We start from the raw sequence: 26,501 nt of genomic DNA on the forward strand, positions 1-26,501 counted from the left end.
GTCGGCCAAGCTCGCCGAGTGGCTGCCGTACTGGCTGGAGAACGTCGTCAAGCCGCGCCGGAAGCTCAGCACGTACGACAAGTACGAAGCGCACGTGCGGCTGTACTTGGTGCCTCTGCTCGGCGCCAAGCGGCTGGAGTCCCTGGGCGTCGCCGACGTCCGCCGCTTCCTCGTCCAGGTCGAGAAGAAGACGACAGCGGCCACGGCCAAGGAGGCTCACCGCGTGCTGCGGACGGCCCTCGCCGCGGCCTGCCGTGAGGAACTGGTCACGCGCAATGTGGCGAGCCTCGTCGAGCCTCCCCGCCCCTCAGCCCGGGAGCTGAGCCCGTGGACGCTGGACGAGACGCTGACCTTCCTGGCCGCCGCCCGGCGCGATCCGCTCTACGCGGCCTTCGTCCTCGCCATCACCATGGGACTGCGGCGCGGGGAAATCGTCGGCCTGCGCTGGTCGGATGTCGACCTGGACAAGCGGGTCCTGTACGTGCGGCAGCAGACGCAACGGCGGCGCGGGCAGCTGTACAACGACGATCCCAAGGGCCGCCGTCGCCGTGCCGTGCCGCTGCCCGCGATGTGCATTGCTCCGCTGCGCTGGCACCGGATGCGGCAGGCGGCCTTGCGGGAGCGGATGGGAGATAAATGGGAGACGAGCGGTCACGTCTTCACCACCCGGACCGGTCGCCCGGTCGAGCCGCGCAACGTCTACCGCTCCTTCACCCGCGTCGCCAGGAAGGCCGGCCTGCGGGTAATCCGGCTGCATGACGCCCGACACGGCTGCGCGACCCTGCTCACCGCGGCCGGGGTCGCCCCGCGCGTGGTGATGGAGATCCTCGGCCACAGCCAGATCAGCATCACCATGGACGTCTACACGCACGTGGTCCAGGACACCCAGCGGGAGGCGATCAGTCACATGGACCGGCTGCTCAGGAGACGTCCCGACCACGGCTGATCGCTGCCGTTGATGCCGTGCAAAACGTGGAGCCCCGGACCGTGATCGGTTCCGGGGCTCCGTGGTGTGTCAGGCGATGGTCTCGGGGCCTCGGCGCTCGACCAGTTCGCGGGCCGCGCGAAGGGCTTCTTCCTTGAGCTGCTCCAGCGGGATGTCCCAGCTCTCGTTCCAGTCCGCCAACTGGATGGCACACGTGACGACCGGCTCCAGTTCGTTGGGATAGCCGAGGTCCATCGCCGCTTCGGCCCAGATCAGATCGGCGCCGGTCGCCGGATCGAGGGAACCGTCCACGATCTGTGTGGCCAACCAGTAGGCCAGGGCCCACTTGGCGGCGGTCGGGTCCGCGGGCGCCTCGAAGCCGATCCCCAGCTCTTCCGTTACATGGTCGAACAGCTCTTGGGCCTCGTGCTCCTCCCGGCGTCCGAGGCCGGCCAGAAGCGGGAGCGATGGTGAGTCGACGTCGGCCAGGAGCGCGTCCAGGGCCGCTTGGATGAGGCGGTCGGAGCCGACGTGCCGCCCGAGCGCGCGTGCCTGCACGAGTGTTCTCAACTGCTTGAGCGCCTGGCCCTTGGCGACACCTGACACGTCCCGCCCCCCGCTGATGTCAGACCTGGATGTCAAAGGCCCCGGACCATGATCGGTCCGGGGCCTTTGCGCTGGTGCCCCCGGCAGGATTCGAACCTGCGACACCCGCTTTAGGAGAGCGGTGCTCTATCCCCTGAGCTACGAAGGCGTGACGCAGAACAGGTTAGCGGATGCGGACGGGGCGCGCCGAACACCTTTGGCGCGGGGCGGGTCAGTAGGTCAGGCCGTGGCCGAAGGGGTAGAGGGTGCCGGTGGAGTCGAGGGCCGGGATGGCGACCGGGAGCTTGCCGGTGGGGGAGAGGTCGCCGTAGAGGGCGCCGACGGCGGCCCGGAGGGAGGGTGCGCCGTAGGAGTAGGTGGCCAGATAGGCGGGGACGGCCGGGAAGCGGCGGATGTCGTACGGGTTGCGGACGGCCACCGCGACGACGGCCTTGCCGGTGTCCAGCAGGGCCTGCACCAGGCGGGCCTGGGCGGCGCCCTTCTCGCCGCCCGCCGCGACCGCGTTCACGGCGACGACGACCAGGTCGTGGCCGGCCGCGGCGGCGGTCGCCTCCGCGATGCGGGCCTCGGACGGGACGGCGCCGGTCTCCAGGGCGGTGGCCGTCTGGCCGGGGCGGGCGGCGACGGTGTCGGCGAGGGTCCGGACGGTGGCGGCGCCCCAACCGGTGACCAGGACCGAGCGGGCGGCCGGGGAGAGGGGGAGGAGGGAGCCCTCGTTCCTGACCAGGGTCAGCGTGCGGTCGGTGATGGCCTGGGCGGCGGCGAGGTGGCGGTCGCTGCCGACGGTGCGGACGGCGCGGTCCTCGTCCACGTACGGGTGGGTGAACAGGCCCCGGCGGATCTTGTGGGCCAGGACGCGCTCGACGGAGGCGTTCAGGCGGGCCTCGGAGATCTCGCCGCGGCGGACGGCGTCCAGGACGGCGTGGTAGGCGATGTCCATCTTGGGGGCCAGGACGAGCTGGTCGCAGCCGGCCTTGAGCGCCCGGACCGGGGCCACGTCCTCCGGGAACTGGTCCGCGGCGCCGCTCATGTCCAGGGCGTCGGTGACGATCAGGCCGTCGAAGCCCAGCTCCTCGCGGAGCAGGCCGGTGACGATCGGGTGGGACATGGTGGCCGGGACGCCGGTGGGGTCCAGGGCGGGGACCACGATGTGGGCGGTCATGATCGTGTCGACCCCGCGCGCGATGGCGGCCCGGAAGGGCGGCAGGTCGATGCGGTCCAGTTCCTCGCGGGTGTGGTTGATCTGCGGCAGGCCGGTGTGGCTGTCGGTGTCGGTGTCGCCGTGGCCGGGGAAGTGCTTGGCCGCGGAGGCGACCCCGCCGCGGTGGTAGCCGCGTACGGAGGCGGCGACCAGGGAGGCGCACAGGGCCGGGTCGGAGCCGAAGGAGCGGACGCCGATGACCGGGTTGGCGGGGTTGACGTTGACGTCGGCGACGGGGGCGTAGTTCTGGTTGATGCCGAGCGCGGCCAGTTCCCGGCCGATGATCTCGGCCGAGCGCCGGGTGTCGGTCTCCGACCGGCCCGCCGCCAGCGCCATGTTCCCGGGCAGGAGGGTGGCGGGGTCGGTGAGCCGGTAGACGACGCTGCCGCCCTCCTGGTCGATGGAGACCAGCAGCGGTACGCGGGCGCCGGTGCCGAGCGCGGCCCGCTGGAGGCCGTTGGAGAGGCGGGCGGTCTGGCGCGGGTCGCGGACGTTGTCGGGGCCGCGGCGGGCGTCGAAGTAGATGACGCCGCCCGCGTGGTACTTGGCGACGACCTCGGCGGGGGTGTCGACGCCGTACAGGGTGCGGTTGCCCGCGGCGGGCTGGTCGGCGGACTGGCCGTAGACCTCGACGACGAAGAGCTGCCCGACCTTCTCCTCCAGGGTCATGCGGCGGGTCAGGGCCCGGGCCCTGACCCGCGCGGCCCGGGACGCCCCGGCCGCGGCGGCGTTCGCCGGGGAGGGCAGGAGGGCGGAGGCGGTCAGCGCCGCGCCGACGCCGAACAGGCCGGTGGCGAGGACGTGTCTGCGGGAGGGGGTCACGGGCTGCTGCATCGGGCTCTCCTCACATGGACGAACGGAACGGGTGGGGCGGCGGGGCAGGTGCGGTGGAACGGCATGTGGGGTGCCGGAGCCATGGCGGGCACATCGTTCCAGCACGTCAGGTCCGCGACCAGGGGTGTGGACGACCGTCAGTGGTCGGACCACTGGCGGTGCGTGTCGGCGGAGGTCGTTCTCCGTGGCTTGTGTGGCGATACGGGAATTCTGTTCTCCCTGAGGGGATGGCGCGCGGTGGCGCACGGGCGAGGGGGAGCGGGGCTCCCTCCTCGGTGTGACGCGGAACACACGGCCGCCGCGAAATATCCGGGGAACGGTTCCCCGTTTACGACGGTGTCGGATCAAGCGGGGAGTGATTCCCCGGATGTTCCCCGGGAAGGAGCGGGCATGGCAGGCACCGGCACGGGCACCGCTCCGCGCATGCGCGCGGACGCGACCCGCAACCGGGAGCGGATCGTCGCCGCGGCCCGCGAGGCGTTCGTCCTGCACGGGGCCGACGCGCCGCTGGACGAAATCGCTCGACGCGCCGGGGTCGGCAATGCGACGCTCTACCGGCACTTCCCGGACCGTGACGCCCTGGTGCGCGATGTCGCGCTCGCCGTCATGGACCGGGTCGCGGACCGGGCGCGGGCGGCTCTCGACGAGAGCGAGGGGGGAGACGATCCGTTCGAGGCGCTGCGCCGTTTCGTCCTCGGCGCGGTGGAGGAGCGCATCGGCGCCCTCTGCTCGATGCTGTCCGACCGCTTCGACCGGGACGAGCCGCGGCTGCTCGCCGCCCGGCAGCGCCTGGAGGGGCTGCTGGAGGAGTTGTTCGACCGGGCGCGGCGGGCCGGAAGGCTCCGTCCGGACGCCGCCGTCGGCGACCTGCTGATGGCGCTCGGCCAGCTCACCCGTCCCCTGCCCGGTACGGGGTGCGCGCAGGTCGAGCGCTTCCTCGTCCGCCACCTGCAGATCTTCCTCGACGGGCTGCGCGCTCCGGCGAGGTCCGAACTACCCGGACAGGCGGTGACCTTGGAGACCCTCCTGACGGACTGACCGGCGGGGCGACCGGGCGCCCTCCAGGCCCGTACGCACTCCGCGCCATGCCTCTCCGCGCGCGCAGTGACCGTTTTGTTTGTTTTCTTACCGTGAAGTGAGTTCACCCATGCCAGAATCCGTCACCCAGCCCGACCCGAGACGCTGGAAAGCGCTCGCCTTCATAGCGATAGCCCAGCTCATGGTCGTCCTCGACGCGACCATCGTGAACATCGCGCTTCCCTCCGCCCAGGCCGACCTCGGGATCTCCGACGGCAACCGGCAGTGGGTCATCACCGCCTACGCCCTCGCCTTCGGCGGACTGCTCCTCTTCGGCGGTCGCATCGCCGACCTGTGGGGACGCCGGCGCACCTTCGTCACCGGCCTGATCGGCTTCGCCGTGGCCTCCGCGCTCGGCGGCGCGGCCACCGGCACCGGGCTGCTGCTGGGTGCCCGCGCACTCCAGGGCGTCTTCGGCGCGCTGCTCGCCCCGGCCGCGCTGTCGCTGCTGGCCGTGATGTTCACCGACGGCAAGGAACGCGCCAAGGCGTTCGGCGTCTACGGCGCCATCGCGGGCGGTGGTGGCGCCATCGGCCTGATCCTGGGCGGCGTGCTCACCGAGTACCTGAACTGGCGCTGGACCTTCTACGTCAACATCCCCTTCGCCGCCGTCGCCGCGATCGGTGCGCTGCTGGTGATCACCGAGCCCGCGCAGGCCCGCAACCGCTCCCCGCTCGACATCCCGGGCGTGGTGCTCTCCACCCTGGGGCTGGTGGCGCTGGTCTACGGCTTCACCCGCGCCGAGTCCGACGGCTGGGGCGACGGCCTGACGCTCACCATGTTCGCCGCGAGCGTCGCCCTGCTGACCGCGTTCGTGCTGGTGGAGGGCAAGGTCAAGGCGCCGCTGCTGCCGCTGCGCGTGCCCGCCGACCGCAACCGCGGCGGGGTCTACCTGGCGCTCGGCCTCGCGGTCATCGCGATGTTCGGCCTCTTCCTCTTCCTCACCTACTACCTCCAGGTCGTCAAGGGGTACTCGCCGGTCAAGACCGGTTTCGCCTTCCTGCCGATGGTGGCGGGCATGATCACCGGATCCACGCAGATCGGCGCCCGGCTGATGACCCGGGTGAGGCCGCGGCTGCTGATGGCCCCGGGCTTCCTGGTCGCGTCCGCCGGCATGCTGCTGCTGACCCAACTGGAGGTGGACAGCTCGTACGTCGGCCTGATCCTCCCGGCGCAGCTTCTGCTCGGCCTGGGCATGGGCACGGCGTTCATGCCCGCCATGAGCCTGGCGACGCTCGGGGTGCGGCCGAGCGACTCGGGGGTCGCCTCCGCGATGGTCAACACCTCGCAGCAGGTCGGCGGGGCCATCGGCACCGCCCTGCTCAACACCATCGCGGCCGACGCCACCGCCTCGTACCTGACCGGCCACCTCGCCGGGGCGACCACCGAGCCCGCGCGGCGGCTGGTCGAACTGCAGGGCATGGTGCACGGCTACACCTCGGCGATCTGGTGGGCCGTGGGCATCCTGCTGCTCTCGGCCCTGATCGCCTTCACCTTCGTCACCTCCCGCGGCCAGGGCAACGCCCCGGCCGCACCGGGCGGCGTCCGGGGCGACGGCAAGGGCGACGAGGCGGAGGCGGTACCGGTGCTGGTGCACTGACGCCGATGCCGTCCGGTCCGGGCCGCACCGCCCGGGCCGGCCGGTGTGCGGCCGCCCGGGAGGCGGCCGGACGCCGGTGACCGGCCCCCACCGCGGACTCACGGGGGTGTTCGCGGCGGGGGCCGACGCGCGTCAGGAGCCCAGCGGCTTCTCGTACCAGGCCACGTCCCAGTAGCGGCCGAACTTCCGGCCGACCTCCCGGTACGTGCCGATGTGGCGGAAGCCGAAGCGGGTGTGGAGGCGGACGGAGGCGGGGTTGGGCTGGGCGATGCCCGCGTAGGCGCGGTGGACGTCCTCGCCGGCCAGGGCCTCGAAGAGGTGCCGGTACAGGAGAGTGCCGATGCCCTGCCCGCAGGCGTCGGGGGCGAGGTAGGCGCTGACCTCGACCGAGGTGGAGTAGGCGGGCTTGGCGCGGAAGGAACTGCTGGTCGCGTAGCCCAGGACGCGGCCCGGGCGCGCCCGGCGGGCAACCAGAAGGCGGTGCGGGCCGTCTTGAGGGTGGGAGAGCAGCCAAGGACGCCTGGCCTCCACAGTGAGGGGCTCGATGTCGAATGTGATCGGGGTCTCCCGGACGTAGTGGTTGTAGATGTCCGTCAGCTCCGGAAGATCGCCTTCCTCACCCGCCCTGACCTGGACTTCTCTGTGGTTTGTCACCAAATGCCCCCTATGTGCGGCCACGCAGAATACCGCATGATCCGCAAGACCGATGCCTAGCTTGGGAATTCTGTCCGGATTACAGTCGTTGTTTCCATCGGAGCGGGCACCCGAGTGAGGAGACGCCGGGTGGCCGGACCGCCACCGACCAGTTGTAGACAACTCGCAAGGGAGTACGCATGGCAACCCGTGCCGTTGCCCGTCGTCAGGCCACTTCCAGCGGTGCTGACGAGGCACGCACTGTACGTACCTCGTCATCCGGGGATGTCGCGGACCGGGACCTGGTCGGCATGTACCTCGACGAGATCGCCCGCACTCCGCTGCTGGACGCAGCGAAGGAGGTCGAACTCTCGCTCGCGATCGAGGCCGGTGTGTACGCCCGGCAGCTCCTGGACGGCGAGGTCGAGAGCCCCTCGAAGGACTCGCCGAGCGCGACCGCGACCCGTGGGGAGCTGGAGGCGATAGTCGCCGAGGGCGAACGCGCCAAGGACGTCTTCATCCGTTCCAACCTCCGTCTGGTCGTCGCCGTCGCACGGCGCTACCCGCGCAGCGGGCTGCCGCTGCTGGACCTGATCCAGGAGGGGAACGCGGGCCTGGTGCGGGCCGTCGAGAAGTTCGACTACCGCAAGGGCTTCAAGTTCTCCACCTACGCGACCTGGTGGATCCGGCAGGCCATCACGCGGTCGATCGCCGACCAGTCGCGCACGATCAGGCTCCCCGTCCACCTGGTGGAGGAGCTGGGCCGCATACGCCGCGTGCAGCGCGAGTTCAACCGCGAGCACGGGCGCGACCCGGAGCCCGCAGAGATCGCCGAGGAGCTGGGTTCGACCGCCGAGCGCATCACCGACGTGCTCGACTGGGCGCGCGATCCGGTCAGCCTCAACATGTCCGTGGACGACGAGGGCGAGACGCAGTTCGGCGATCTGCTGGAGGACACCTCCGCGACCTCGCCGGAGGACTCGGTGCTCGTGATGCTGCGGCGCGAGGAGCTGGAGGACATGATCGGACGGCTCGACGACCGCACCGCCTCCATCATCAGGGCGCGCTACGGCATCGAGGACGGCCGTGAGCGCACGCTGACCGAGGTCGGGAAGCAGCACGGCCTGACGCGGGAACGCATCCGCCAGATCGAGAAGCACGCCCTGCTCGAACTGAAGAAGATGGCTCGTGACACGGGCTTCGACGCGGCGGCGTGATCGGGCACGGCACGGTGGGCCGCACCGTGCCGGGAGCCACCGCCGTACCGCAAGACCCCCGCTACCAGGGCCCCGGTGCACTCTTCCGAGCACCGGGGCCCTGGCGCGTCCGGGCGCGGGCCGGCGGTGCGCGCGGACCGGGGTCAGGGGCGGCCGTAGAGGTCCTGGTAGGCCGGGAACACCCCGCCCGGGCCGTCCACGCCCCGCGCGGCCCGCACCGCCTTCACCACCGCCCGCGTCAGGGTGTCGGCACCGGCGGCCAGCACGTCGTTGATCTCCCCCTCTCGCAGCGGACGCGCGCCGGTGGCCAGGGCGAACACGGTGTCGCCGTCGGTGAGCAGATGCACCGGGCGGACCGCACGGGCCAGCCCGTCGTGGGAGGTGCCCGCCAGCTTCTGCGCCTGGGGCGGGGAGAGGTCGGCGTCGGTGGCCACCACGGCCAGCGTGGTGTTGAGCGGCGCCCGTACGGAGGCGGCCGAACGGCGCTCCGACTCCCGCCGCGCGGCGGTCAGGCGCCGCCGCGCCTCGGCGTGCTCGGCCTCGGAGGGGAGGACCGGACGCCCGCCGTACAACTCGCCGTAGAGCGCCCCCGTCGCCGGGTCGAGCACCGATCCCACCGCGTTGACCACCGCCAGCGCGCCCACGGTCGTCCCCGAGGACAGGACCGTGCTCGCGGTGCCCACCCCGCCCTTGAGGTCGCCCGCCACGGCTCCCGTTCCGGCCCCGACGTTGCCCTGGGGGACCGGGGCCCCCAGGGCCGTACGGGCGGCGGCCCCGGCCGCCTCCCGGCCGAGCGCCGCGTCCGGGCGGGCCCGCCAGGAGCCGCCGCGGCCGAGGTCGAAGAGGCAGGCGGCCGGCACCACCGGCACCACCTGCTCCGGCTCGGGTCCGACCCGGAAGCCGCGGCCCCGCTCCTCCAGCCAGTCGACCACCCCGCAGGCCGCGTCCAGTCCGAAGGCGCTGCCTCCGGTCAGCACCACGGCGTCGACGCGCTGCACCAGGTTGCGGGGGTCCAGGGCGTCGGTCTCCCGGGTGCCGGGCCCGCCGCCCCGCACGTCCACGGCGGCGGTCGCACCGCCCTCCGGGGCGAGGACCACGGTCGTGCCCGTCAGCCAGCCGTCGCCGCTGCGCTGGGCATGACCGACCCGCAGCCCGTGTACATCCGTCAGTGCGTCCATGGCGTCCATGACGGCCATGATTCCGCGGAGCACCCTCCCGCCGGGACCGCCGGGGCGGACCCGGTCCGCCGTACCCTAGGGGCATGAACACCCCCGCCACCTCCGCCGCTCCCGGGTCGTCCGGGCCGTCCGGGCGCCGTGACCCGGCCTCCGCGCTGGACTTCACCGACCCGCTGAGCCTGCAGTCGGCCGACGACACCGACCGCGGCTGGGGCGAGAGGACGGGAGCGGGCAACGGCGGCGCGGCCGAGCTGGCCCGCTTCCTGGAGGAGAAGCCCCCGCACCACCTGTGAGGCGTGCCGTGCGGCAGGCCGCCGGGCGTCGCCGCCCCCGGCTTCGCCGCCGGTGCCGCCGCTACCGCTGCCCGGCCTCCCCGGACCCGTCCGTCCTCCCGGCCTGATCCTGCGCGGAGCCGGACCGCGCATCGCCGGGGACGCCCCGCTGGGCGGTCAGGACGGCCGCGCCCGGCCCGCCGTCGCCCTGGCGCCGGGCGGCGATCAGTACGTCGCGGATCTCGGCGAGCAGCTCCACCTCGGTCTTCTGGGCGGGCGTCGCGGCCGTCTCCGCCGCCTCCTTGGCGTCCAGGGCGTCCAGCCGCTCCTTGAGCTTGTTCATCGGCACGATCATGAGGAAGTACACGACCGCCGCGGTGATCAGGAAGGTCAGCGTGGCACTCAGCACCGAACCCCACTTGATCGTGATGCCGCTGACGGTGGCCCCCGTCTTGTCGAAGGCGCACGGGCCCTGGATGCAGGCCTGGTAGCGGTCGAGGTCCTTGGGGCCGATGGAGCCGACCACCGGGTTGATGACGCCCTCCACCACCGAGTTCACGATCTTGGTGAAGGCCGCCCCGACGACGACGGCAACGGCCAGGTCGACCACGTTGCCTCGCATCAGGAACGCCTTGAACCCGGACAGGACACCCTGCTTCTCGCTCAACGGACTGCCTCTCTGCACATGCGCGCCGACTCCGGCCGCCGGCGGAAGAACGCAGGACACGCTGCACGAACACCGGTCGGGCTGTCCAATTCCCGGCGCCCGCGCGGATGGTCGGCACGGCGGTCAGCACAGCGCCACCGCCAGCCGGGAGCGGGCCGCGGCACCGGCGAGCCGGGCAGCCGTCGGCCGGGGCACCGAGAGCACCACCAGCGCTCCGGCCTCCTCGCCGGTCGCGCCGCCGGGATCCGGGGCGGGCACGGCGGCCACCCGTGCGTTCCGGGCGACGATCCGTGCGCGGTCCGCCGGGACGTCCGCGGTGACGCCGCCGGAAGCGGGGACGTCACCCGGGGCGGGGGCGGCCTCGGGGACGGCGGTGGCCAGTACGTCCACCCGGTCACCGGGGCGCAGCAGCCGCACCACCGCCGCGTCCGCGATCCGCACCGGGGTCCGGACCGTCACGGCGCCGCCGTCCGGCGAGGACCGGGACGACTCGGCCCGGGGCCGGACCGGGCCCCGGAACGCCGGCGCGGGCGCCGGTGCCCGCTCGGCCGCGGACCGGACCGCCGGAGGTGCGTGCTCTCCGCCGGGCCCCCCGCGCGGCCCCCAGGCCAGGAGCACGGCGGCGACCGCCAGGGACACGGCCACGGCCCGGGGCACCCGGCCCGCTCCCCGGAGGAGACCGAGGAGGCCGCGCCGTATGCGCACCGGCTCGAACTCCGGCACGGGACCGGAGGAGGGAGGACGGGAAGGGGGCAGGAACGGGGGAGCAGAGGACATCGTGATCACCGCCTCGTGGTGGAAACGCCCCCACGATGTCCGACTCCGCGGCATCCCGCCGACGCCTGTGGACCGCCCACCGGCTGTGGACAACTCGCTCACCCGCACGAGCCCCACCAGTCCCACCAGCCCCACCCGTCTGCTCCCCCGCCCCGCACAGGACGGGGGGAAGCAGACGGGTGAAGGAGACGGACGGAGAGAAACGGGCGGGGAAGGGCGGTGAAAAAGGCGCGCGGACCGGCGGCTACGGCAGCACGATCCCCGGGTCCAGGCCGTCCAGCGCCCCCGCGCACGCACAGCTCCGCTCCGCCGGCAGCCCGGCCACCGCGTCGAAGAGGACCTCTCGCAGCCGTCCGATGTTCTCGCCGAAGACCTTGAGGACCTCCTCGTGCGAGACGCCCTCGCCCGTCTCCGCACCGGCGTCCAGGTCGGTGACCAGGGCGATCGAGGTGTAGCACAGGGCGAGTTCCCGGGCGAGGACCGCCTCCGGGTGCCCGGTCATCCCGACCACCGACCAGCCCTGGGCCGCGTGCCAGCGCGACTCCGCGCGGGTCGAGAAGCGCGGCCCCTCGATCACCACCAGCGTGCCGCCGTCCACCGGTTCCCAGCCGCGTCCGCGCGCCGCCGCGATCGCGGCCGCCCGGCCCGCCTCGCAGTAGGGGTCGGCGAAGGTCGCGTGCACCACGTTCGGCACCGAGCCGTCGGCCAGCGCCTCACCGTCGTAGTACGTCTGGACGCGCGACTTCGTGCGGTCCACGAGCTGGTCCGGCACCACCAGCGTGCCCGGCCCGTACTCGGGCTGGAGGCCGCCCACCGCGCACGGTCCCAGCACCTGGCGCACGCCGACGGAGCGCAGGGCCCACAGGTTGGCGCGGTAGTTGATCCGGTGCGGAGGCAGGTGGTGCTTGCGTCCGTGCCGCGGCAGGAAGGCCACCCGCCGTCCGGCGATCTCGCCGAGGAAGAGGGAGTCGCTGGGCTCGCCGTACGGCGTCTCCACCGCCATCTCCGTCACGTCGTCCAGGAACGAGTAGAACCCGGACCCGCCGATGACGCCTATCTCCGCCTGCGGGGCCGCCTGAGGGGTGTTTCCCGGCTGTGAGGTCATGGCGGTCACCCTAGTGGCTCGCCCGCATGGCCGGCCGGGCGATCGACGTACCGCCGCCCGTCGGGTGAGCGGACCGTCTCCGGGATTCGGTCTGGGAGGTGGTCGTGGGGCGCCGACCGAGTGTGTCTGTCCGGGTGGGGCACCGGCAACGACGTCGAGCCGGTCCTCTCACCGGCCCACGGCTCCTGGCCGAACCGGATCGAGTCCGAGTTCGCCGCCCTGCGCTGCCTCACCCCGAACGGCACCGACCACCGCACCCGCGGCGAACGGAACGCCGCCCTCGCCGCCTACCCGGCCCCGGCCGCGTGACAAGTCACCGGGCGACAGCCCGGGCGAACGGGCGGAAGGAAGATCGCGATTCTCCCGGCTCGCCTCAGCGCCGGGAACTACTGTCGCCGGCATGGTCGAACACGATGCCCTCCGCGCCACCCGCGAGGCCTATGACGCTGCTGCCCCCACGTATGCGCAACTGTTCCGCGGCGAGCTGCGCGACAGGCCTCTGGACCGTGCGATCCTGGGTGTCTTCGCCGAGGTCGTACGTGCGGGTGGGAACGGCCAGGTCGCGGACCTGGGATGTGGACCCGGCCATATCACCGCTTATCTGGACGAGCTGGGGCTGGCGGCGTTCGGCGTCGATGCCTCTTCCGCGATGATCGAGCTGGCCCGGCAGGCCTATCCGGGGCTGCGGTTCGACGTGGGCTCGATGGCCGCGCTGAACACCGCTGACGGCGTCCTGGGCGGCGTACTCTCACGTTGGTCCATCATCCACACCCCGCCGCAGGAACTCCCCGCCACTCTGGCGGAGTTCCACCGTGTGCTGGCGCCCGGCGGCCACCTTCTGGTCGGCTTCTGGGCAAGCGATGGTCCGTCTCACCCGACTCAGGTCTTCGATCACGCGGTCGCGCCGGCCTATCGGTGGTCGCCCGATCACCTCGCCGCGATGCTGCGCACGTCCGGGCTGGCCGAGGTGGCCCGGACGGTTCGCGAGCCTCAGCCCGCCGACCGACGGCAGTTCCAGGAGATTCACCTGCTCGCCCGCAAAACCCGGGCAGAGGCCGTCTGATCGGGCGCATGGCCGCATCCAGCCTGCCGGACGGGGAGCCGTCAGGCTCCAGGCGGCGACTCGTGATCAGGGTTCACCGTCCGTTCGGGCCCGATTCGGCCGAACGAGGGGATGGTGCGGAACACCCTCGACGACCTGCGCTGCTTCGTGCTCGACGGCACCGGCCACCGCACCCGCGGCGAACGGAACGCCGCCCTCGCCGGCTACGTCCGTCGGCGCACCGCCCGTGCCGAGCCGAAGACCGCCTTCGCCCCCGGGTCACCGATCCGGCAGTGGACCGCTTATCCGGCCCGGCCGCGTGACGAGCCACCGGCCGCGAACCGCGGACCCCGCCGGGGTGCGGGCCGCGGCGGGGTTCCGGGGACGGCGGGTGGGCCCGGGTGACGTGCTCGGCCGGGCGGCTCCGGCCGGAGCCGGACCCGGCCCGGGACCTGGATCAGGCCGCCGGGGAACTGGCCTTGGACGACTCGCTGGACGAGCTCGACGAACTCGACGAGCCGGACTCGCTCTTGGACGACGAGGACGCCGGGCTGCCCGACGAGGAGTTACGGCTGTCGTTCCGGTAGAAGCCGGAACCCTTGAAGACGATGCCGACCGCCGAGAACACCTTCTTCAGGCGCCCCTTGCAGCTCGGGCACTCGGTGAGCGCGTCGTCGGTGAACTTCTGAACGGCTTCCAGGCCCTCGCCGCACTCGGTGCACTGGTACTGATAGGTCGGCACTTGCTCCTCCTGGCACTCTTCCCTGTGGAGTGCTAACGACGCACCATGGTGCAGCATTCCGGCGGCTTAGTCCACCGAAGGCGGCGGACGGTGACCCGCACCACGCGTGACGGCCCGTTCGCCGTCCCCCGTCCGGGCCTCCCCGGCCGCCGGGGCCAGCCGTCCCCGCAGCGCCGTCACGGTCACCAGCGCCAGGGCCGTGGCGGCCAGCGGCACCGTGAAGCCGGCGCTCGCCCCGAAGGCGTCCGCCAGCCGTCCGGCGGTCGTCGCGGCCCCGGCCTGCCCCAGGGCCACCGCCCCGGTCAGCCAGGTGAACGCCTCGGTGCGGACGTGGGGCGGGGCCAGCCGCTCCACCAGCGTGAAGCCGGTGATCAGGCTCGGGGCGACGCCCAGGCCGGCCAGCAGGCCGAGGACGGCCAGCAGCGGGACGGAGTCCACCGCCCACAGCGGCGCGGTGGTCAGCGTCAGCAGTCCGTACGCGACCAGCAGCCGCCGCCGAGGGGCCGACCGCCAGGAGACGGCGCCGTAGGCCAGGCCGGCGAGCATGTTGCCCGCGGCGAAGATCCCGTAGAGCACGCCGTTGATGCCCGGCTGCCCGATGTGCTCGGTGAAGGCGGCCAGCGACACCTGCATCCCGCCGAAGACCGCGCCGACGCCCAGGAAGGCGACGACCAGCACCCGCACGCCCGGCACCGACAGCGCCGAGGCGTGCCGCTCGCCCTTCGCCCAGGACCGGCGGTGCGCGGGGGGCGCGGTACGGCGCTGGGCCGCGAAGAGCAGACCGCCGACGGCGGTGAGGGCGGCCTCCGCGACCAGCCCGGCGGCCGGGTGCACACCGGTGCACAGCGCGGTGGCCAGGACCGGGCCGATGACGAAGGTCAGCTCGTCGGTGACCGACTCGAACGCCGCCGCCGTCGCCAGCAGCCGCGTGCCGTCCGCCCGGGCCGGCCGGGCCGCGCCGCCTGCGCCGTCCGCGCCGTCCTTCCCGTCGTCCGTGGCGTCGGTACGCGAGCCGCCCCCGAGGAGGTGTGCCCAGCGGGCCCGCACCATCGGGCCGATCTGCGGCACCGAGGCACCGGCCGGCACGGCCGCCGCCAGCAGCGCCCACAGCGGCGCCCCCGACAGGGCGAGGACGACCAGCAGGCCGACGGAGGCGGTGTGCAGCGCGACGCCGGGCAGCAGGACGGCGCGCTGGCCGAAGCGGTCGGCGAGCCTGCCGCTGCGCGGCGCGAACAGGGCCATCGCGACGCCCGTCGTGGCGGACACCGCGCCCGCCGTGCCGAACGAACCGCTGGTGTGCTCCACCAGCAGCACGATGCCGAGCGTCAGCATCGCGAAGGGCTGGCGGGCCAGGAAGCCGGGCAGCAGGAACGTCCAGGCGCCGGGGGTGCGGAGCAGTTCCCGGTAGCCGGGCTTCCGGCCCGGGGCGGGAGGGACCGAGGAAGTGACCGTGGTGGTCACGACCGGACCTTTCTGCCACCTGGTAGCGCGCCTCGGGCGCCGTACGGCCGTCCCGCGCGAGGGGCGCGGCGGGCACGGCGGTGCCGGCGGGGCACGCCGAGGGCTGTCCTCTCGCGCGGAACCGCGGCGTGCGGCCGGCCGTACGGCCTGCCGTGCGGTCGCGCCAGCCCTGCATCAGGCGGAGTCGAAACACCGGAAGTCGGACAAAGATACGGCCCCAGAGTAGCCGATCAAGAGCGGACGTCCACCGTGCCCCGTGCGCCCCGGCGGTGGTACGCCCCGCGCCCCTCCGGTCCGGTCAGCCGTGCCGTCCCAGCGCCGAACTGCCTCCCGTGCCCAGCCAGCCGGCCAGCTTGCCGCCCCGTCCCACGGCCAGCAGCCGCCGCTCGGCGGCGTCCCGCACCTCGTCGGTGGCGACCACCAGCAGCTCGTCGCCGTGCCGCAGGACGGTCGAGGGCGCCGGTACGAAGCTGTTGTCCTCGCGCACGACCAGGGTGACCGCCGCGCCCCGGGGCAGCCGGAGCTCGCTCACCTCCACGCCGTGCATCCGCGACCCCCGGGGGATGCCGACCGAGATCAGGTGGCCGCGCAGCCGCTCCAGCGGAGCCGACTCGATGTCCAGGTCCGTCGTGCCGTCGCCCCTGTCCAGCCCCAGCCTCCGGGCGAACCAGGGCAGGGTCGGCCCCTGCACCAGGGTGAAGACGACGACCAGCACGAAGACGATGTTGAAGATCCGCTCGCTGTCCTCGACCCGGGCCACCAGGGGGATCGTCGCCAGGATGATCGGCACCGCGCCGCGCAGCCCCGCCCACGACATCAGCGCCTGCTCCCGCCAGGGGAGCCGGAAGGGCAGCGTGCCCACCACCACCGACACCGGCCGGGCCACCAGCGTCAGCACCAGCCCGACGGCCAGCGCGGCCCCGAAGTCGTGCATCAGCTCCGACGGGGTCGCCAGCAGCCCGAGCAGCACGAACAGCCCGATCTGCGCGATCCACGCCATCCCGTCGGCGAAGCCCCGGGTGGCCGGGCGGTGCGGCAGCCGGGCGTTGCCGAGGATTATCGCGCTGATGTAGACCGCCAGGAAGCCGCTGCCGTGCGCCAGCGCGCCCCCGGCGTACGCCAGGACGCACAGCGCCATCACCGCGATCGGGTACAGGCCGGAGGCGGGCAGCGCCACCTGCCGCAGCCCGTACTCGCCGAGCCTGCCGACCACCAGGCCCACCGCGAGGCCGATCGCCAGCTCCAGCGCCATCGTCCCCAGCAGGACGTACCACGGCTCCAGCGGGCCGGCGGCGGAGAAGGCGACGACCAGGATGACCACGGGGGCGTCGTTGAACCCCGACTCCGCCTCCAGCATCCCCGCCAGGCGCTGCGGCAGCGGCACCCGGCGCAGTACGGAGAAGACCGCCGCGGCGTCCGTCGAGGAGACCACCGCCCCCATGATCAGCGCCGGACGCCAGTCGAGTCCCACCAGGTAGTGGGCCCCCGCGGCGGTGACCCCCACGCTGACCCCGACGCCCGCGGTCGCGAGGACGGCCGCGGCGGGCACCGCCGGGCGGATCTCGCGCCACCTGGTGCCCAGACCGCCCTCGGCCAGGATCACCACCAGGGCCGCGTAGCCCAGCACCTGGGTCAGCTCCGCGTCGTCGAAGCGGACCCCGAGCCCGTCCTGCCCGATGGCGAGGCCGATGCCGAGGTAGATCAGGAGGCTGGGGAGCCCGGTGCGCGAGGAGAGGCGCACCGCCGCGACGGCGACGAGCAGGACGAGCGCGCAGACCAGCATGAGTTCGTTGAGGCGGTCGACAGTCAGGGGCGGATCCTTCCGTGCGGGCGCGGGGGGAACGGCCGGGACCCGACCGCCGAAAACTGGTTTGCTTGCCTAATATTTTACCAGCGCTTGAATGTTGCGGGTTCGTTGTCCGGGCTCCCTGCCACCCCGTCACACCGGTCGTCCTATGGTTGCTCCAGCACCCAGGTCCCCACCCTGCCCTCGAAGGACAGCGATGCCCGCCAAGAAGACCTCGCGACGCGCCCGCCTTTCCGTGATCGCAGTCGTGCTGCTGCTCCTGGCGGGCGTCGGCTACGGCGCGTACTGGAGCGTGGACACCGTCCGCGCCTCCTTCCCGCAGACCACCGGCTCACTCCAGCTGGACGGCCTGTCCGCGCCGGTGACCGTCAAACGCGACGGCAACGGCATACCCCAGCTCTACGCCGACACCGCCGAGGACCTCTTCCGCGCCCAGGGCTACGTCCACGCCCAGGACCGCTTCTGGGAGATGGACGTCCGGCGGCACATGACGGCGGGACGGCTGTCGGAGATGTTCGGCGAGAGCCAGGTCGAGACCGACGCCTTCCTGCGCACCCTGGGCTGGCGCGAGGTCGCGCAGAAGGAGTACGACACCAAGCTGTCGGGGACGACCAAGAAGTACCTGCAGGCGTACTCGGAGGGCGTCAACGCCTACCTGGCGGACCACGACGGCGCGGAACTCTCCCTGGAGTACGCCGCCCTCGGCTTCGTCAACGACTACAAGCCGCAGAAGTGGACGCCGGTGGACTCCGTCGCCTGGCTCAAGGCCATGGCCTGGGACCTGCGCGGCAACATGCAGGACGAGATCGACCGCGCCCTGCTCTCCAGCCGCCTGACGGAGAAGCAGATCGAGGAGCTGTACCCGCCCTATCCGTACGACCGGAACAAGCCGGTCGTCCAGAAGGGCGGGGTGGACGCCGCCACCGGCGAGTTCGGCGCGCAGAACGACTCGTCCGCCAACGGCACCACGACCCCCGGTACCACGACCCCGGGCACCACGACCCCCGGCACCACCACCCCGGGCGGCACCACGACTCCCGGCACCACGACCCCCGACGGCACCGTCCAGGGCACCCAGCAGACCCCCGGGGGCGTGCAGACCCAGCTCGCCGGGCTCTCCGAGGCGCTCGACGCGGTCCCCGCGCTGCTCGGCCCCAACGGCGACGGCATCGGTTCCAACTCCTGGGTCGTCTCCGGCGAGTACACGACCACGGGCAAGCCGCTGCTCGCCAACGACCCGCACCTGGCGCCGCAACTGCCGTCCGTCTGGTACCAGATGGGCCTGCACTGCAAGACCGTCAGCCGGGCCTGTCCGTTCGACGTCGCCGGCTTCACCTTCTCCGGCACGCCGGGCGTGATCATCGGCCACAACCAGAAGATCTCCTGGGGCTTCACCAACCTCGGCGCCGACGTCACCGACCTGTACCTGGAGAAGATCGAGGACGGGACGTACGTCTACGACGGGAAGAAGGTCCCGTACCGGACCCGCGAGGAGGTCATCAAGGTCGCCGGGGGCAAGGACCGGAAGATCACCGTCCGCTCCACCCGCCACGGCCCGATCGTCTCCGACCGCAGCACCGAGCTGGGCACCGTCGGCGACCACGCCCCCGTCCGCGACGGCGCTCCCGACCGCGGCAAGGGCTACGCCGTCTCGCTGCGCTGGACCGCGCTGGAGCCCTCCAACACCATGGACGCGGTCTTCAAGCTCAACGGCGCGAAGAACTTCGCCGAGTTCCGCGCCGCCGCCCGCGACTTCGCCGTCCCCTCGCAGAACCTCATCTACGCCGACACCCAGGGCAACATCGGCTACCAGGCCCCCGGCCGCATCCCGATCCGCGGCAAGGGCGACGGCCGCTACCCGGCGCCCGGCTGGGACCCGGAGTACGAGTGGACCGGCTACATACCCCAGGAGGCCCTGCCCTGGGAGTACAACCCCGAGCGCGGCTACATCGTCACCGCCAACCAGGCCGTCATCGACAAGGAGAAGTACCCCTACCTGCTCACCGACGACTGGGGCTACGGCGCCCGCAGCCAGCGGATCGACGACCTCATCCAGTCGAAGATCAAGGAGGGCATCAAGATCTCCACCGATGACATGGCGACCATGCAGCTCGACAACAGCAGCGAGATAGCCAAGATCCTGGTGCCGTACCTGCTGAAGATCGAGGTCAAGGACCCCTACGTCCGCCAGGCGCAGGAGCTGCTGGAGGGCTGGGACTACACCCAGGACGCCGACTCGGCACCCGCCGCGTACTTCAACGGCGTCTGGCGCAACGTCCTCAGGCTCGCCTTCGGCCACAAGCTCCCCAAGGAGGTCCGCGTCGAGGGCCAGTGCCTGCGGGTCCGCCCGGCCGACGACTCCGGCCCGATCGAGGACCTGGACGGCACCGTCCGCACCGTCCGCGAGTGCGGCCGGCGCGCCCCGGCCTCCGCGCAGCCGGACGGCGGCGACCGCTGGTACGAGGTCGTGCGCACGCTGCTGGAGAAGCCCGAGAGCGGCTGGTGGACCCCCGGCAGCCGCTTCGAGGCCGGCAAGGGCGACCGGGACGAGCTGCTGGCGCGCGCCATGAAGGACGCCCGCTGGGAGCTGACCACCAAGCTCGGCAAGGACATCGAGACCTGGAGCTGGGGCCGCCTGCACCGGCTGATGCTCAAGAACCAGACCCTGGGCACCGACGGGCCGGGCTTCGTCCAGCACCTGCTCAACCGCGGTCCGTGGGACCTGGGCGGCGGCGAGGCGGCCGTCAACGCCACCGGCTGGAACGCGGCGGGCGGCTACGAGGTGATCTGGGTGCCGTCGATGCGGATGGTGGTCAACCTGGACGACTTCGACGAGTCCCGCTGGATCAACCTCACCGGCGCCTCCGGCCACGCCTACCACGGGAACTACACCGACCAGACGGACAAGTGGGCCAACGGCGAGCTGCTGCCCTGGGCCTTCGGCAGGAAGGCCGTCGATGCGGCCACCGAGGACACCATGGCCCTCACGCCGTGAACTCCGGGGCGTGAGGGCCGGGGGCGAACCCCGGGCCTCACGCCCCGCGCCGAGCCCTGCGTCGAGCCCCACGACCGGCCCTCACGCCGTGAAGCGGTGCACCCCCTCGGGGGTCACCGCGGCGTGCACCGGCCGGTCGTGGGGCTCGACGGGCACCTCCCCCTCCAGCAGCTCGCCGGAGTGGAGGAGCACCACGCGCGCCGGCCGGGCCCCGGACGCCTCGATGCGGGCCAGCACCCGGTCGTAGCTGCCGCCGCCGCGCCCCAGGCGCGCCCCGCGCCGGTCCACGGCCAGCCCCGGCAGCAGGACGGCGTCGGCCGCCGTCACCGCGTCCGGGCCGAGCCGGCGCCCGGTGGGCTCCAGCAGCCCCCGGCCCGCGCGCGACAGCCGGTCCGCACCCTCGTACGCGGCCCAGTCCAGGTCGTTGTCCGGCAGCAGCACCGGCAGCAGCACCCGTACGCCCCGCTCGCGCAGCGCGTCCAGCAGCGCGCGGGTGTCCGGCTCGCGCCCCACCGAGACGTACGCGGCGACCGTGCGCGCGCCGGTCAGCTCGGGCAGCTCCAGCGCGTGCCGGGTGAGGGCCTCGGCGCCCCGCCGCACCTCGTCCTCGGTCAGCGCGGCCCGCGCCGCCAGGAGGGCGCGCCGCAGCGCGGGCTTCCCGCCGCCGGCGGCACCGGCGCGGGCGGCGGTGTGGTGGGTGTCCGCGTGGTCGGTGTCCGCGTCGCTCACGGTGCGTTCAACTCCCCGGGGTCCGGTCCGGCGCGGCGTCCGCCGCCGCAGGCGCATTATCGTTCCGGTGGGGCGGCGGCCCGGCCCCGGCCCGCGACGGCCGGACCCGGTGACGGTCCGTGCTCGGGGACGATCGTCCACAGACCGCGGCAGACGGGCCGGACCTGCGCGTTACGTATCCGGCCAGCAGCTATGGTGCTGACATGACTACCTCACGTACCCGGATCACCAAGGCCGTCATCCCGGCCGCCGGGCTCGGCACCCGCTTCCTCCCGGCGACGAAGGCGACCCCCAAGGAGATGCTGCCGGTCGTCGACAAGCCCGCGATCCAGTATGTGGTGGAGGAAGCCGTCACGGCCGGACTCTCCGACGTCCTCATGATCACCGGTCGCAACAAGCGCCCGCTGGAGGACCACTTCGACCGCAACTACGAGCTGGAGGAGGTCCTGCGGAGCAAGGGCGACGAGGACAAGCTCACCCGGGTCCAGGAGTCCACCGCCCTCGCCACCATGCACTACGTGCGCCAGGGCGACCCCAAGGGCCTGGGCCACGCCGTCCTGTGCGCCGCTCCGCACGTCGGCGACCAGCCCTTCGCCGTCCTGCTGGGCGACGACCTGATCGACCCGCGCGACCCGCTGCTGTCCCGGATGATCGAGGTGCGGGAGACCTACGGCGGCAGCGTCGTCGCGCTGCTGGAAGTCGATCCGGACACCATCCACCTCTACGGCTGCGCCGTCGCCAAGCCCACCGGGGACGACGACGTCGTGCGGGTGTCGGACCTGGTGGAGAAGCCCTCCCGGGAGGACGCCCCCAGCAACCTGGCCGTCATCGGCCGCTACGTCCTCGACCCGGCCGTCTTCGAGGTCCTGCGCAGGACCGAACCCGGCCGCAACGGCGAGATCCAGCTCACCGACGCCCTCCAGACGCTCGCCGCCGACCCCTCCATCGGCGGGCCGGTGCACGGCGTGGTCTTCAAGGGCCGCCGCTACGACACCGGCGACCGCGGCGACTACCTGCGGGCCATCGTCAGGCTGGCGTGCGAACGCGAGGACCTGGGCCCGGACTTCCGGGAGTGGCTGCGCGACTTCGTGGGCAAGGAGCTGTAGTCCCTTGAGCAGGACCTGGTCCGTCGACGAGCACCTGTCCGACGTCCTGCGGTCCGTGCGGCCGCTGGAGCCCATCGAGCTGCAACTGCTCGACGCCCAGGGCTGCGTGCTCGTCGAGGACGTGCTGGTGCCCGTCTCCCTGCCGCCCTTCGACAACAGCTCCATGGACGGGTACGCGGTCCGGGTCGCCGACGTGGCGGGGGCGAGCCGGGACGACCCGGCGGTGCTGGAGGTCGTCGGGGACGTGGCGGCGGGCACCGGGCGGATGCCGGAGGTCGGGCCGGGGCAGGCCGCCCGCGTCATGACCGGCGCCCCGCTGCCGCCCGGCGCCGAGGCCGTCGTCCCGGTGGAGTGGACCGACGGCGGCACCGGCGGCGGCCCGGCCGACGCCATGGCCGCCCACGGCGCCGACCCGTCCGGCGCGACGGGCGAGGTCCGCGTCCACCGCCCGGTGGCGGCGCGGCAGCACGTCCGCGACAAGGGCGGCGACGTGCGCGCCGGCTCGGTCGCCCTGGAGGCCGGTACGGTCCTGGGGCCCGCGCAGATCGGCCTGCTCGCCGCCGTCGGCTGCGAGCGGGTCACCGTCCGCCCGCGTCCGCGCGTGGTGGTGCTCTCCACCGGCAGCGAGCTCGTCCGGCCGGGCGCGCCGCTGGGCCCCGGGCAGATCCACGACTCCAACAGCTTCGCCCTGACCGCCGCCGCCCGGGCCGCGGGCGCCATCGCCTACCGCGTCGGCGCGGTGGCCGACGACGCCGCGATCCTGCGCACGGTGATCGAGGACCAGCTCGTCCGCGCCGACGTCATCGTCACCAGCGGCGGCGTGAGCGTCGGCGCCTACGACGTGGTGAAGGAGGCGCTGTCCGACCTCGACGGCACCGTCCTGGGCGGCGCCGTGCCCGGGGACGACGGGGACGGTGAGGACGGCGGGACCGGGGAGGCCGGGGAGTCCGGGAGGCCCGGGGGCACGGCCGGAAGGGCGGCCGGGGCCGCCCCGGGCGTGGAGTTCCGCCGCCTGGCCATGCAGCCCGGCAAGCCGCAGGGCTTCGGCCTGGTCGGCCCCGGCCGCATCCCGCTGTTCGCCCTGCCGGGCAACCCGGTCAGCTCCTACGTCTCCTTCGAGCTGTTCGTCCGCCCGGCCCTGCGGGCCCTGATGGGCCTGGAGCCCGTCTCCCGGCCCACCGTCCGGGCGCGCCTGGAGTGCGGGGAGCCGCTGGCCTCCCCGGCCGGGAAGCGGCAGTTCCTGCGCGGCCGGTACGAGCCCCCGGGGGACGGGAGCGAGCGGACCGGCACGGTGCGGCCGGTGGGCGGCGCGGGCTCCCACCTGCTCGGCTCCCTGGCCCGCTCCAACGCGCTGGTCGTCGTGCCCGAGGAGACCACCGAGGTCGCCCGGGGTGACGAACTGGAGGTCGTGCTCCTCGACGGGGACGACTGACCCCGCCGGCCTGCGGGTACCGTTGTCGTCCGACACGGACCGACGCGGGAGAGTGATGAGCAGCGCGCCACAGGGGAGTCCCCCCGGCCCCACCGGAGGCCTCACCCACATCGACGAGGCGGGTGCCGCCCGCATGGTCGACGTCTCCGCCAAGGACGTGACCACCCGCACCGCGCGTGCGACCGGCCGCGTCCTGGTCGCGCCGCGCGTCGTGGAACTGCTGCGCGGCGAGGGCGTGCCGAAGGGCGACGCGCTCGCCGTGGCCCGCATCGCCGGGATCATGGGCGCCAAGCGGACGCCCGACCTCGTACCGCTGTGCCACCCGCTGGCCCTGTCCGGGGTGACCGTGGACCTGTCCGTCGCGGACGACGCGGTGGAGATCACGGCGACGGTGCGGACCACCGACCGCACGGGAGTGGAGATGGAGGCGCTGACGGCCGTGTCGGTGGCGGCGCTGACCGTCGTCGACATGGTCAAGGCCGTGGACAAGGGCGCCGTCATCACGGACGTGCGGGTCGAGGAGAAGACCGGCGGCGCCTCCGGGGACTGGAGCCGGGCCCGATGACCGACACCGGGGCACGGGGCCGCGCCCTGGCCGTCACCGTCTCCAACCGCGCCGCCGCGGGCGTCTACGCCGACACCACCGGGCCGCTGCTGGTCGAGGCCCTGGCCGCGCTGGGCTTCGCCGCCGACGGCCCGCGCGTCGTCCCGGACGGCGAGCCCGTGGAGGAGGTGCTGCGCGCGGCGGTCGCGGCCTCCTACGACGTGGTCCTCACCACCGGCGGCACCGGCATCTCGCCGACCGACCGGACGCCGGAGATGACCCGGCGCGTGCTGGACTACGAGATCCCCGGCATCCCCGAGGCCATCCGCGCCGCTGGGCTGGCCAAGGTCCCCACCGCGGCGCTCTCGCGCGGCACGGCGGGCGTCGCGGGCGCGACGCTGATCGTCAACCTCCCCGGCTCCACCGGGGGCGTGCGCGACGGGCTGGCCGTCCTGGAGGGCCTGCTGGCGCACGCGGTGGACCAGATCCGCGGCGGCGACCACCCGAGGAAGGACCTGAGCTGAACGCCCCCTGGCCGGTCGAACTGACGGACGGTGACGTCACCCTCCGTCCCATAAGGCTGCGCGACCACCGCGCCTGGCGCGAGGTGAACCAGCGCAACCGGGACTGGCTGCGCCCCTGGGAGGCCACCGTCCCGCCCGCCCTGCCCGGCCACCTGCCGCCGCGCCGCCCGACGTACCGGCAGATGGTGCGCCACCTGAGGGCGGAGGCGCAGGCGGGCCGGATGCTGCCGTTCGTGATCGATTACCAGGGGCGGCTGGCCGGGCAGTTGACGGTCGCCGGAATCACCTGGGGTTCGATGTGCTCCGGACACATCGGTTACTGGATCGACCGGGAAGTGGCGGGACGCGGGGTGATGCCGACGGCCGTCGCGCTCGCCGTGGACCACTGCTTCCACACGGTCGGACTGCACCGGATCGAAGTCTGCATCCGCCCGGAGAACGGGCCGAGCAGGCGGGTGGTGGAGAAACTCGGATTCCGCGAGGAGGGCGTACGGCCGCGTTATCTGCACATCGACGGCGCCTGGCGCGATCACCTGGTGTACGCGCTGACCACGGAGGATGTGCCCGAGGGGCTGTTGAACCGCTGGCACCGCCGGTCGAGTCCCGGAGCACCGCGGAAATAAAATAAATGTTCGATTCTATGTGTGAGCCGGTTGCCTTTCCGTCATCAGTCGGGCACAGGCGCGGGGACAGGTCGCAACAATCACAAAAAACGGTAGGGATATCAGCCAGATCGTGCGACACACCGCGCCAATTGGCGTATGGCCTCCGACAAACCCCTCTACCGTGTGAGACGTGAGCAGCAGCGGCCTCATCTACGCAGTCATCGTCGGGGCCTGGGCCGCCTACCTGGTGCCGATGTGGCTCCGTCGGCAGGACGAACTCAACGAGGCCCGTCCGACGGAGCGCTTCAGCACCGCCATCCGGCTGCTGTCCGGCCGGGCGGGCATGGAGCGCCGGTACGCCCGGGACCTCAGGGAGGCGGCCGGACGGGAGGGAAGCGACCTCGCGGCCCCCGGGGCCGCCGACGATGACGACACGGGCCCGCCCGCCGACGGCGGTGCGGGCGCCGGTGACCCGGACGGCGTGGACGTCCGGGCCCTCGCCGACCCCGTGACCGAGCGCCACGAACTCTCCCGGACGGTGATCGCGCGCTCCGAGGCCCCCACCGAGGTGCACCCGCGCCCGGGCCAGGCCGGTCACGCCGGCCGTCCCGACCGCCCGGGGCCGACGGGCCGCACGCGGCGGGCCAAGCTGCTCGCGCGACGCCGCCGCACCACGATGGTGCTGTTCCTCGCCTTCACGCTCGGTGCGATCGTCGCCGCGGTGGGCGGCATCGCCTTCCTGTGGGCCCCGGCGGTCCCCGCCGGGCTGCTGAGCGCGTACATCGCCCACATGCGCGCCCAGGAGCGCCGCCGCTTCGCCTTCGTCATGGACCAGCGCCGCGCCGAGGCCGCCGCCCGGCACCTGCGCGAACGCCGCTCGCTCCCCGCCGCGCCGGCCCCGCAGCCGACCCCCGAGCCCGCACCGGACCCGGAGGCCGCCGAGCGGCGCGCGCTGGTGGAGCAGACCGACCACGCCGAGTGGGTGGACTCCCAGCGCCGCGAGCGCACCCCCGGCCCGGCGGAGGGCGGCTGGGAGCCCACCCCCGTACCGCTGCCCACCTACGTCAACGCCCCGGTCGCCCCGCGCACCGCGCGCGGCGTGGATCTCGGCGCCCCGGACGCCTGGAGTTCGGCCCGCTCCACCACGGCCCACACCCCGGCGTCCCCGGCGCAGCCCCCGGCGTCCGCCTCGCGCAAGCAGACGCCGCTGTTCGACCAGTACGCCGACGAGGACCGCCCCCGCGCCGCCAACGAGTGACCACCCCGCACGCCCACCGTGACCAGCGCGGAACGGATTTCCGCGCGGGCCGGTGGGGATGCTAGGGTTTCACCCGTCGCAAGGGCCTGTAGCGCAGTCCGGTAGCGCACCTCGTTCGCATCGAGGGGGTCAGGGGTTCAAATCCCCTCAGGTCCACCGCACAC

General features: G+C 73.3%; 26 protein-coding genes and 2 tRNA genes. 16 read left to right on the forward strand and 12 right to left on the reverse strand.

The window, feature by feature from the left end:
• Positions 1-946, forward strand: a 946-nt coding sequence (locus VE546_RS16920) for a site-specific integrase (protein ID WP_324923102.1), incomplete at its 5' end; no start/stop codon positions are given.
• 69 nt (positions 947-1,015) lie between these two features.
• On the opposite strand, the gene VE546_RS16925 is transcribed toward VE546_RS16920, so the two are convergent.
• The 3 genes from VE546_RS16925 to VE546_RS16935 all read right to left on the reverse strand — a co-directional run bounded on the left by VE546_RS16925 (position 1,016) and on the right by VE546_RS16935 (position 3,566).
• A complete protein-coding gene (locus VE546_RS16925; protein WP_324923104.1) occupies positions 1,016-1,531 on the reverse strand; it encodes a hypothetical protein in 516 nt (171 codons plus the stop codon).
• A 72-nt stretch (positions 1,532-1,603) separates the two neighbouring features.
• Positions 1,604-1,679 (reverse strand) — tRNA-Arg (locus tag VE546_RS16930).
• A 63-nt stretch (positions 1,680-1,742) separates the two neighbouring features.
• Positions 1,743-3,566, reverse strand: coding sequence for a glycoside hydrolase family 3 protein (locus tag VE546_RS16935; RefSeq protein WP_324923106.1), 1,824 nt, complete (start codon positions 3,564-3,566; stop codon positions 1,743-1,745).
• Between the two features lie 390 nt (positions 3,567-3,956).
• On the opposite strand from VE546_RS16935, the gene VE546_RS16940 reads away from it, so the two are divergent.
• Positions 3,957-4,604, forward strand: coding sequence for a TetR/AcrR family transcriptional regulator (locus VE546_RS16940; RefSeq protein WP_324923108.1), 648 nt, complete (start codon positions 3,957-3,959; stop codon positions 4,602-4,604).
• Positions 4,605-4,713: 109 nt separating this feature from the next.
• Positions 4,714-6,243: an MFS transporter gene (locus tag VE546_RS16945; protein WP_324923110.1), complete on the forward strand. Its 1,530-nt coding sequence runs from the start codon at positions 4,714-4,716 to the stop codon at positions 6,241-6,243.
• A 132-nt stretch (positions 6,244-6,375) separates the two neighbouring features.
• On the opposite strand, the gene VE546_RS16950 is transcribed toward VE546_RS16945, so the two are convergent.
• Positions 6,376-6,897 carry a GNAT family N-acetyltransferase gene (locus tag VE546_RS16950; RefSeq protein WP_414720507.1) on the reverse strand — a complete coding sequence of 174 codons (522 nt, stop codon included), beginning with the start codon at positions 6,895-6,897 and terminating at the stop codon, positions 6,376-6,378.
• 179 nt (positions 6,898-7,076) lie between these two features.
• On the opposite strand from VE546_RS16950, the gene VE546_RS16955 reads away from it, so the two are divergent.
• On the forward strand, positions 7,077-8,093 hold the full coding sequence (locus VE546_RS16955) for a sigma-70 family RNA polymerase sigma factor (RefSeq protein WP_324923114.1): 1,017 nt from the start codon (positions 7,077-7,079) through the stop codon (positions 8,091-8,093).
• Between the two features lie 143 nt (positions 8,094-8,236).
• Here the strand turns inward: VE546_RS16955 and VE546_RS16960 are convergent, their stop codons facing one another.
• Positions 8,237-9,280 (reverse strand): P1 family peptidase, encoded by a 1,044-nt coding sequence (locus VE546_RS16960; protein WP_324923116.1) that lies wholly within the window; start codon positions 9,278-9,280, stop codon positions 8,237-8,239.
• Between the two features lie 74 nt (positions 9,281-9,354).
• On the opposite strand from VE546_RS16960, the gene VE546_RS16965 reads away from it, so the two are divergent.
• The gene (locus tag VE546_RS16965) at positions 9,355-9,564 is read left to right on the forward strand and encodes a hypothetical protein (protein WP_324923118.1); all 210 of its coding nucleotides are present in this window, start codon (positions 9,355-9,357) and stop codon (positions 9,562-9,564) included.
• Between the two features lie 61 nt (positions 9,565-9,625).
• On the opposite strand, the gene mscL is transcribed toward VE546_RS16965, so the two are convergent.
• The 3 genes from mscL to VE546_RS16980 all read right to left on the reverse strand — a co-directional run bounded on the left by mscL (position 9,626) and on the right by VE546_RS16980 (position 12,092).
• Positions 9,626-10,210 (reverse strand): large conductance mechanosensitive channel protein MscL, encoded by a 585-nt coding sequence (gene mscL, locus VE546_RS16970; protein ID WP_324923120.1) that lies wholly within the window; start codon positions 10,208-10,210, stop codon positions 9,626-9,628.
• 123 nt (positions 10,211-10,333) lie between these two features.
• Positions 10,334-10,669, reverse strand: a complete 336-nt coding sequence (locus VE546_RS16975; protein WP_324923122.1) for an RcpC/CpaB family pilus assembly protein — start codon at positions 10,667-10,669, stop codon at positions 10,334-10,336.
• A 562-nt stretch (positions 10,670-11,231) separates the two neighbouring features.
• The gene (locus VE546_RS16980; protein WP_324923125.1) at positions 11,232-12,092 is read right to left on the reverse strand and encodes an S-methyl-5'-thioadenosine phosphorylase; all 861 of its coding nucleotides are present in this window, start codon (positions 12,090-12,092) and stop codon (positions 11,232-11,234) included.
• A 120-nt stretch (positions 12,093-12,212) separates the two neighbouring features.
• On the opposite strand from VE546_RS16980, the gene VE546_RS16985 reads away from it, so the two are divergent.
• The 3 genes from VE546_RS16985 (at position 12,213) to VE546_RS16995 (ending at position 13,539) form a co-directional block, all read left to right on the forward strand.
• Positions 12,213-12,401, forward strand: coding sequence for a hypothetical protein (locus VE546_RS16985; RefSeq protein WP_324923127.1), 189 nt, complete (start codon positions 12,213-12,215; stop codon positions 12,399-12,401).
• A 91-nt stretch (positions 12,402-12,492) separates the two neighbouring features.
• Entirely contained in the window at positions 12,493-13,155 is a 663-nt protein-coding gene (locus VE546_RS16990; RefSeq protein WP_324923129.1) for a class I SAM-dependent methyltransferase, read from the forward strand.
• A 111-nt stretch (positions 13,156-13,266) separates the two neighbouring features.
• The gene (locus VE546_RS16995; RefSeq protein ID WP_324923131.1) at positions 13,267-13,539 is read left to right on the forward strand and encodes a hypothetical protein; all 273 of its coding nucleotides are present in this window, start codon (positions 13,267-13,269) and stop codon (positions 13,537-13,539) included.
• A gap of 52 nt (positions 13,540-13,591) precedes the next feature.
• Here the strand turns inward: VE546_RS16995 and VE546_RS17000 are convergent, their stop codons facing one another.
• The 3 genes from VE546_RS17000 to VE546_RS17010 form a co-directional block, all read right to left on the reverse strand.
• Positions 13,592-13,876: an FmdB family zinc ribbon protein gene (locus tag VE546_RS17000; RefSeq protein WP_324923132.1), complete on the reverse strand. Its 285-nt coding sequence runs from the start codon at positions 13,874-13,876 to the stop codon at positions 13,592-13,594.
• A gap of 66 nt (positions 13,877-13,942) precedes the next feature.
• Positions 13,943-15,337, reverse strand: a complete 1,395-nt coding sequence (locus VE546_RS17005; RefSeq protein ID WP_324923134.1) for an MFS transporter — start codon at positions 15,335-15,337, stop codon at positions 13,943-13,945.
• Between the two features lie 298 nt (positions 15,338-15,635).
• Positions 15,636-17,120: a potassium/proton antiporter gene (locus VE546_RS17010; RefSeq protein ID WP_324923136.1), complete on the reverse strand. Its 1,485-nt coding sequence runs from the start codon at positions 17,118-17,120 to the stop codon at positions 15,636-15,638.
• Between the two features lie 220 nt (positions 17,121-17,340).
• Between VE546_RS17010 and VE546_RS17015 the strand changes: the two genes are divergently transcribed.
• Positions 17,341-20,139 carry a penicillin acylase family protein gene (locus VE546_RS17015; RefSeq protein WP_324923138.1) on the forward strand — a complete coding sequence of 933 codons (2,799 nt, stop codon included), beginning with the start codon at positions 17,341-17,343 and terminating at the stop codon, positions 20,137-20,139.
• Positions 20,140-20,220: 81 nt separating this feature from the next.
• On the opposite strand, the gene VE546_RS17020 is transcribed toward VE546_RS17015, so the two are convergent.
• Positions 20,221-20,868 carry a 5-formyltetrahydrofolate cyclo-ligase gene (locus VE546_RS17020; RefSeq protein ID WP_324923139.1) on the reverse strand — a complete coding sequence of 216 codons (648 nt, stop codon included), beginning with the start codon at positions 20,866-20,868 and terminating at the stop codon, positions 20,221-20,223.
• A gap of 203 nt (positions 20,869-21,071) precedes the next feature.
• On the opposite strand from VE546_RS17020, the gene galU reads away from it, so the two are divergent.
• The 7 genes from galU (at position 21,072) to VE546_RS17055 (ending at position 26,493) form a co-directional block, all read left to right on the forward strand.
• The gene (gene galU / locus VE546_RS17025) at positions 21,072-21,974 is read left to right on the forward strand and encodes a UTP--glucose-1-phosphate uridylyltransferase GalU (protein WP_324923141.1); all 903 of its coding nucleotides are present in this window, start codon (positions 21,072-21,074) and stop codon (positions 21,972-21,974) included.
• Between the two features lie 4 nt (positions 21,975-21,978).
• A complete protein-coding gene (glp, locus tag VE546_RS17030; protein ID WP_324923143.1) occupies positions 21,979-23,406 on the forward strand; it encodes a gephyrin-like molybdotransferase Glp in 1,428 nt (475 codons plus the stop codon).
• Positions 23,407-23,461: 55 nt separating this feature from the next.
• Entirely contained in the window at positions 23,462-23,971 is a 510-nt protein-coding gene (gene moaC, locus VE546_RS17035; protein ID WP_324923144.1) for a cyclic pyranopterin monophosphate synthase MoaC, read from the forward strand.
• A complete protein-coding gene (locus VE546_RS17040) occupies positions 23,968-24,474 on the forward strand; it encodes a MogA/MoaB family molybdenum cofactor biosynthesis protein (protein WP_324923147.1) in 507 nt (168 codons plus the stop codon). Before moaC ends, VE546_RS17040 begins: the two co-directional genes overlap by 4 nt.
• Positions 24,471-25,097: a GNAT family protein gene (locus VE546_RS17045; RefSeq protein ID WP_324923151.1), complete on the forward strand. Its 627-nt coding sequence runs from the start codon at positions 24,471-24,473 to the stop codon at positions 25,095-25,097. Before VE546_RS17040 ends, VE546_RS17045 begins: the two co-directional genes overlap by 4 nt.
• A gap of 172 nt (positions 25,098-25,269) precedes the next feature.
• Complete coding sequence (glpR, locus tag VE546_RS17050; RefSeq protein ID WP_324923149.1) at positions 25,270-26,337, forward strand: gephyrin-like molybdotransferase receptor GlpR; 1,068 nt, start codon at positions 25,270-25,272, stop codon at positions 26,335-26,337.
• 82 nt (positions 26,338-26,419) lie between these two features.
• Positions 26,420-26,493 (forward strand) — tRNA-Ala (locus VE546_RS17055).
• Positions 26,494-26,501 lie beyond the last annotated feature (8 nt).

Origin of the sequence: Streptomyces sp., assembly GCF_035644915.1 — a bacterium.
Classification (GTDB): domain Bacteria; phylum Actinomycetota; class Actinomycetes; order Streptomycetales; family Streptomycetaceae; genus Streptomyces.

Bases quoted from the DNA above. Each gene is read 5' to 3' on its own strand.
- VE546_RS16935 (WP_324923106.1), bottom strand. From the start codon at position 3,566: ATGCAGCAGCCCGTGACCCCCTCCCGCAGACACGTCCTCGCCACCGGC.
- VE546_RS16940 (WP_324923108.1), top strand. From the start codon at position 3,957: ATGGCAGGCACCGGCACGGGCACCGCTCCGCGCATGCGCGCGGACGCG.
- VE546_RS16945 (WP_324923110.1), top strand. From the start codon at position 4,714: ATGCCAGAATCCGTCACCCAGCCCGACCCGAGACGCTGGAAAGCGCTC.
- VE546_RS16955 (WP_324923114.1), top strand. From the start codon at position 7,077: ATGGCAACCCGTGCCGTTGCCCGTCGTCAGGCCACTTCCAGCGGTGCT.
- VE546_RS16960 (WP_324923116.1), bottom strand. From the start codon at position 9,280: ATGGACGCCATGGACGCACTGACGGATGTACACGGGCTGCGGGTCGGT.
- VE546_RS16965 (WP_324923118.1), top strand. From the start codon at position 9,355: ATGAACACCCCCGCCACCTCCGCCGCTCCCGGGTCGTCCGGGCCGTCC.
- VE546_RS16980 (WP_324923125.1), bottom strand. From the start codon at position 12,092: ATGACCTCACAGCCGGGAAACACCCCTCAGGCGGCCCCGCAGGCGGAG.
- VE546_RS16990 (WP_324923129.1), top strand. From the start codon at position 12,493: ATGGTCGAACACGATGCCCTCCGCGCCACCCGCGAGGCCTATGACGCT.
- VE546_RS16995 (WP_324923131.1), top strand. From the start codon at position 13,267: ATGGTGCGGAACACCCTCGACGACCTGCGCTGCTTCGTGCTCGACGGC.
- VE546_RS17010 (WP_324923136.1), bottom strand. From the start codon at position 17,120: ATGCTGGTCTGCGCGCTCGTCCTGCTCGTCGCCGTCGCGGCGGTGCGC.
- VE546_RS17015 (WP_324923138.1), top strand. From the start codon at position 17,341: ATGCCCGCCAAGAAGACCTCGCGACGCGCCCGCCTTTCCGTGATCGCA.
- galU (WP_324923141.1), top strand. From the start codon at position 21,072: ATGACTACCTCACGTACCCGGATCACCAAGGCCGTCATCCCGGCCGCC.
- moaC (WP_324923144.1), top strand. From the start codon at position 23,462: ATGAGCAGCGCGCCACAGGGGAGTCCCCCCGGCCCCACCGGAGGCCTC.
- VE546_RS17040 (WP_324923147.1), top strand. From the start codon at position 23,968: ATGACCGACACCGGGGCACGGGGCCGCGCCCTGGCCGTCACCGTCTCC.